Annotated in this window: 5 protein-coding genes; 4 read left to right on the top strand and 1 reads right to left on the bottom strand. The window is 58.5% G+C overall.

Annotation, left to right across the window (positions count from 1 at the left end):
- Positions 1 to 237 precede the first annotated feature (237 nt).
- Positions 238 to 453, bottom strand: a complete 216-nt coding sequence (locus QZ302_RS08200) for a hypothetical protein (protein ID WP_294594346.1) — start codon at positions 451 to 453, stop codon at positions 238 to 240.
- Positions 454 to 996: 543 nt separating this feature from the next.
- Between QZ302_RS08200 and QZ302_RS08195 the strand changes: the two genes are divergently transcribed.
- From QZ302_RS08195 to QZ302_RS08180, 4 genes are read left to right on the top strand one after another with little or no spacing between them, the layout of a single operon-like run.
- Positions 997 to 1686, top strand: coding sequence for a MotA/TolQ/ExbB proton channel family protein (locus tag QZ302_RS08195; RefSeq protein WP_294594345.1), 690 nt, complete (start codon positions 997 to 999; stop codon positions 1684 to 1686).
- Between the two features lie 59 nt (positions 1687 to 1745).
- Positions 1746 to 2138: a biopolymer transporter ExbD gene (locus tag QZ302_RS08190; protein ID WP_294594343.1), complete on the top strand. Its 393-nt coding sequence runs from the start codon at positions 1746 to 1748 to the stop codon at positions 2136 to 2138.
- Between the two features lie 57 nt (positions 2139 to 2195).
- Positions 2196 to 3998 carry an arginine--tRNA ligase gene (gene argS / locus QZ302_RS08185; RefSeq protein ID WP_294594341.1) on the top strand — a complete coding sequence of 601 codons (1803 nt, stop codon included), beginning with the start codon at positions 2196 to 2198 and terminating at the stop codon, positions 3996 to 3998.
- 51 nt (positions 3999 to 4049) lie between these two features.
- Complete coding sequence (locus QZ302_RS08180) at positions 4050 to 4916, top strand: tetrahydrofolate dehydrogenase/cyclohydrolase catalytic domain-containing protein (protein ID WP_294594339.1); 867 nt, start codon at positions 4050 to 4052, stop codon at positions 4914 to 4916.
- Positions 4917 to 5802: the final 886 nt, after the last annotated feature.

Genomic DNA, 5802 nt, shown 5'->3' with positions numbered 1-5802 from the left:
GCCATTTGTATAGCTGGGGCTGAAACCCTGTGTGTGGAAATCTATGAATAGACTGTAAGCTTCTTTTGTCGATGATGAGTAGCTGTATCCGCTGAGACCAGCATTTCCTATTGCTCCTAATAATCCATGAAGGCCTGAGTCGCGGAAGCCCGGGGCGCACCCTCAGGGTGTTTTATTGGCCGCCTCTACCCCAATTTGAGGCTAAGGCTGCCTGGTTCGCGTGCTGCTCGTTCCTGTCTATTCCGAGAGGCAACGCAACTGACGACCAGCGGCACGGTTGAACGAGTAGCTGGGAGTGAAGCTCGTCACGTAGAAACTCATGGTCATGCCTAAGATACCGCTGACCGACGACGAATAACTGAATCCGTCGTTGCCGACGCCGCCCGGTACGCCCGAAATGGGCCAGCGGTAGCCCGGGGCGGTGCCGCTTGTCCCGTTTATTCCGAGAGGCAACGCAACTGAAGACCGAAGCCGCGACTGTCCAGCGTAGTCGGATTGAGCCTTTGTACTCCGAAATTCAGGGTTATGCAACAGGCATACTCTTCACGGGGAGAGGTAGCGGGGGAAAAACCGAAACCTCCGTCGCCGACATTCCAAACTTTACCGTCTCCGTAACCGCGGTAGCCCGGGGCGGATGGGGACGGACGGTGAATTTCCGTTGAAAAATTCCTATATTTGCAACAACTTACTCGGATTGTGGCGAGTGCGGCTGAGGGGGAGGGCAAAGCAGGCAAGGAGGGAAAGAGAAAAAAGGGAAAGAGAAGGGAATACAAGGAGAAAGAGAATACAAGAAGAAAAGAAAGGGGATGAGGAGGCAAGGGGCGAATGACGGGGAGGGGATGAAGAGGGGGCGAGGGCAGAGGAGGATGCGGGGCGAGGGGCCTGCCGGGGACGGTGCAGGGGGGCTGGGGAGGTGGTCGTGGGGTGGGGGAGATGAAGCGCAAGAGGAACGAGTGGGGGAGGTAACGGAACGTAAAATATTTATACTCTGACGATATGATGATCTTGCAGGCTGCCCAGACGGCGGCGAAACCCGAAACGATCGGACTGGGATCGCTGATCCTCGCCGGCGGATGGTTGATGATTCCGTTGGCGCTCTTGTCGGCGATATCCATCTTTATCTTCTTCGAACGATTCTGGATGGTGAGGCAGGCGTCCGACAAGATGGATGCCGGGTTTATGACCAAAATCAGGGACTTGATCTACGAACGGAAGATCGAGCAGGCGATTCAGTACTGCCGCACGAGGAGGAGTCCGGTCGCGAGGATGATCGAAAAAGGGATTATGAATCTCGGGAGGCCGAAGGCGGATATTCAGGCGGCGATCGAAAATGTGGCCAATCTGGAGGTCTCGAGGCTGGAGAGCGGTTTGCCGTTCCTCGCGACGACGGCCGGAGGGGCGCCGATGATCGGCTTCCTCGGGACGGTGCTCGGGATGGTGCAGGCGTTTATGGACATGGCGGCGGCGGGAGGGTCGGTCGATCTCTCGATCTTGGCCAGCGGGATGTACACGGCCATGATTACGACGGTCGGGGGGCTGGTGGTCGGGATTCCGGCATACTTCGGGTATAACTTCCTCGTGGCCAGGATCGAAAAGGTGGTATTCCAGATGGAGGCCAATACGATCGCTTTCATGGATATCGTCACGGCTAAGGAGAATCCGACGGGCGGCGGGAGGATGCTCTAAGGGGGCGGGAGCGGATGCGGCTGGTTGTTTTACGTTACACAAGATAGTGCTCATTTACGATGGCCATTAAACGGAGTTCTAAAATAGATATGGGAGGGGGAAGCGCGTCGCAGACGGACTTGATCTTTCTGCTGCTGCTCTTCCTGATGATCTCCACGACGCTCATCAACCCGAATGCGCTCAAACTCTTGCTGCCGAAGAGCAGCAATGCGAACAAGGAGAAACCGTATACGACGGTCTCGATTACGGCTGATCTTCAGTATTTTGTCGAGATGGAGCAGGTGTCGTTCGATCAGTTGGCGGGGCGGCTTCGCACTCGCCTGGAGGGGGTCGAGGAGCCGACGATATCGTTGCACTGCGACCGGACGGTGCCGGTGGACGAGGTGGTCAAGGTGATGAATATCGCGCGGGACAACAAATACAAACTGGTGCTGGCGACGGCGCCGGAGTAGGGCGTACTGAGAGAGGGGGGGCAGCAGGGTTAAGGATACGAAGAAATATATACGACTATGAATGCTGAGAATACGGTTAAAACGTGTTGCGAACGGGCGGTGGCCGCGCTGTATGGCGGGGCGATGGCTGAGGTGCAGATTTCGAAAACCAGGAAGGAGTTCGAGGGGGATTATACGCTGGTCACCTTTCCGCTCCTGAAAATCAGCCGAAAGGCGCCGGAGGCTACGGCGAACGAGATCGGACTCTGGCTGCGGGAGAATTGTCCGGAGACGATCGGGGAGTTCAATGTCATCAAGGGATTTCTCAATCTGTCGCTCACGCCGGCGTATTGGATCGGCGCGATGGCGGAGATGAGGGGGGAGTCTAATTATGGCTTCGTGTGCGACAACGGGCGGACGGTGATGGTCGAGTATAGCTCGCCGAACACCAACAAGCCGCTCCACTTGGGGCATATCCGGAACAATCTGTTGGGGTATTCGGTCTCGAAAATCCTGGAGGCGAACGGATGCAATGTCTTGAAAGCCAATCTGGTGAATGACCGAGGAATTCATATCTGCAAGTCGATGCTGGCGTGGCTCAAGTTCGGGGAGGGGGAGACGCCGGAGTCGAGCGGGATGAAGGGGGATCATTTGGTGGGGAAATACTATGTGGCGTTCGATCAGGCCTATAAGGCGGAGGTGCGGCAGCTGATGGCGGAGCGTGGGCTGGACGAGGAGACGGCGAAGAGGGAGGCGCCCATTATGCGCGAGGCGCAGGAGATGCTCAGACGGTGGGAGGCGAAGGATCCGGAGGTCTACGGGCTCTGGGAGCGGATGAACGGATGGGTCTACAAGGGGTTCGACGAGACTTACCGGGCGTTGGGGGTGTCGTTCGACAAGGTCTATTACGAATCGAATACGTATCTCTTGGGGAAGGAGCTGGTGCAGAGGGGGTTGGAGAACGGGGTCTTCTTCCGGAAGGAGGACGGGTCGGTGTGGGCGGACTTGACGGGGGACGGGTTGGATCAGAAGCTCCTCTTGCGGGGAGACGGGACGAGTGTCTACATGACGCAGGACTTGGGGACGGCGGTGCAGCGGCACGGGGAGTACGGGCTGGACGAGATGGTCTATGTGGTGGGGAATGAACAGAATTACCATTTTCAGGTCTTGAAGTTGATCCTCAGGAAGTTGGGGTACGAGTGGGCGGACGGGATTTTCCACCTTTCGTACGGGATGGTGGAGCTGCCGGAGGGCAAGATGAAGTCTCGCGAGGGGACGGTGGTGGATGCGGACGACCTGATTGCGGAGATGGTGGCGACGGCGAGGGCGGTGGCGGTCGAGGCGGGAAAACTGGACGGCTTGTCGGACGAGGAGATTGCCGAAATCTCGCGGATGGTGGGCTTGGGGGCGCTCAAATACTTCATCCTCAAGGTCGATCCGAAGAAGACGATGTTGTTCGACCCGAAGGAGTCGATCGATTTCAACGGGAATACGGGGCCGTTCATTCAGTATACGTATGCCCGGATCCGGTCGTTGCAGCGGAGGGCGGAGGAGCAGAAAGGGGAGGGGAGGGTTGCTTCTGCGGCGGATTTCTTCGACGGGCGGGTGCCGGAGGCGAAGGAGATCGAGCTAATCAAACTGCTCACGGAGTTCGGAGGGGTGGTGCGCGAGGCGGGAGAGGCGTTCTCGCCGGCGATCGTGGCGGCTTATGCTTATGACCTGGCGAAGGAGTTCAACCAGTATTATCACGATTATCCGATCCTGAGGTCGGATGTGGCGGCGGAGGATCGGGTGTTCCGGTTGGCGTTGGCGGCCGAGGTGGCGCGGATCTTGGCGCGGGCGATGGGTTTGCTGGGGATCGAGATGCCGGAGCGGATGTAGGCTCTCTGTGCGGGAGGGTTTCGGAAGAATAATTTGAAAAATAGAGATAAAATGGAGCTAATTGATGGAAAAACGGTGGCTGCGGCGCTGAAGCAGCGGATGGCGGAACGGGTGGCGGCGATGGAGCGGAAACCGTATCTGGTGGCGATACTGGTCGGGCACGACGGGGCGAGCGAAACGTATGTGGGGCATAAGGAGCGGGCGTGTCGCGAGATCGGTTTCCGGTCGACGGTGTTGCGCTTCGAGGAGGATATCACGGAGGAGGCGTTGCTGGGCGAGATCGGGCGGCTCAATGCGGATCCGGAGGTGGATGGGTTTATTGTCCAGATGCCGCTGCCGAAGCATATTTCGGAGCAAAAGGTGATCGAGGCGATCGATCCGCGGAAGGATGTGGACGGGTTTCATCCGGTGAATGTCGGGCGGATGATTCTGGGGTTGCCGGCTTATGTCTCGGCGACGCCGGAGGGGATTTGCGAGCTGTTGAGGTACTATAAAATACCGACGGCGGGACGGCATTGCGTGGTGGTGGGACGGAGCAATATCGTGGGGCGGCCGATGGCTAATTTGTTGTCGGATAAGGAGTTCAATTGTACGGTGACGTTGTGTCACAGCCGGACGGAGAACCTGAGGGAGATTTGTGCGGGGGCGGATATTCTGGTGGCGGCGCTGGGGAAGGCGGAGTTCGTGACGGCGGACATGGTGAAGCCGGGGGCGGTGGTGATCGATGTGGGGATTACGCGGGTGCCGAGCGACAAGACGAAAAACGGGTGGAAGTTGCTGGGGGATGTGAAGTTCGACGAGGTGGCGCCGAAGTGCAGTTACATTACGCCGGTGCCGGGCGGGGTGGGGCCGATGACGATCGTGAGCTTGATGAAAAACACGCTTTTGGCGGCGGAAGGGGCTATTTATGGGAAGTAGATTGTAAAATCATGGAATATGAAGTGCCGGTCGATATCCATCGACCGGCACTTTTGTTGTAGCGGGGGTTGCTTCTGCCGGAGTTTGCACGGTTTTGGGTGTGGGGATTTTCTTGAGGTTGGGGCTGAGGTTGCCGTGCGTTATTTGGCCGTGGCGGCTCATTGCGCGCCGCGGGCACGCGGGGCCTGCCCGGCCTGAGGCCAGTTTTAGGCGGGTCAAAGCTCGACCGCGCGCGACTGCTGGAAAAGGAAATCATTCAAACGCGTGTTTCGCGTTTGAATAAGATTTCCGTCAGCGCGCGGACAAAGAATTGGGCGAGGCGGCCTTGGGGTAGAGGCTGCCCCTTCCGAGTGCCGGACCCGAGTAGTGAAGCTAGAGCACGTCGGCTTGTCAACGATGCCTCGCAAGCGCGAGGGAGACCGCAGGTCAACGCACCGCCCGCCCGGCGGACGCGTTCGCGCCACGGCGGGCGGCCTTTATTACTTCAAAGTAACCGCGCGCCACGCCAAAAAAGCGATTCAACTCTTTCGGCGGTAGCCGAATGTAGATGAATCGCGCAGGCGCGCGAATAAAGAATTGGGCTGAGCTGATTAAGCGATACGCAGTATCGCTCCGTCCCGCCGGGGTCACCCGGACGCCGCCCGCGCAGGGCAGTTTCATCCGGGACAAAGCTCGACCGCGCCCCGCCTAAAGGAGCGCGCGAAATCCGTCGCCCGCCCGCGTAAAAAGGGATTTCACTCATTTTGCGGTGAGCAAAATAGAGATGAAATCCCAGCAGGCGACGGCAAATGCGGCGGAGCGACAGCGGAGCCGCAGTGAGGCGGACACGGGGCGGAGAACTGGGTCGAGCTTGGGGCTGTGTCTGTTCTTCGGGCGCGAAAACCGG

Source organism: uncultured Rikenella sp. (assembly GCF_910579375.1).
Lineage (GTDB): Bacteria > Bacteroidota > Bacteroidia > Bacteroidales > Rikenellaceae > Rikenella.
Note: the sequence above shows the minus strand (reverse complement) of the source record. Positions and strands in the feature narration are given on the sequence as shown.

What these genes read in the sequence shown, in the direction of transcription:
- QZ302_RS08190 (WP_294594343.1), top strand. Translation starts at nt 1,746, where the DNA reads ATGGCCATTAAACGGAGTTCTAAAATAGATATGGGAGGGGGAAGCGCG.
- QZ302_RS08195 (WP_294594345.1), top strand. Translation starts at nt 997, where the DNA reads ATGATGATCTTGCAGGCTGCCCAGACGGCGGCGAAACCCGAAACGATC.
- argS (WP_294594341.1), top strand. Translation starts at nt 2,196, where the DNA reads ATGAATGCTGAGAATACGGTTAAAACGTGTTGCGAACGGGCGGTGGCC.
- QZ302_RS08180 (WP_294594339.1), top strand. Translation starts at nt 4,050, where the DNA reads ATGGAGCTAATTGATGGAAAAACGGTGGCTGCGGCGCTGAAGCAGCGG.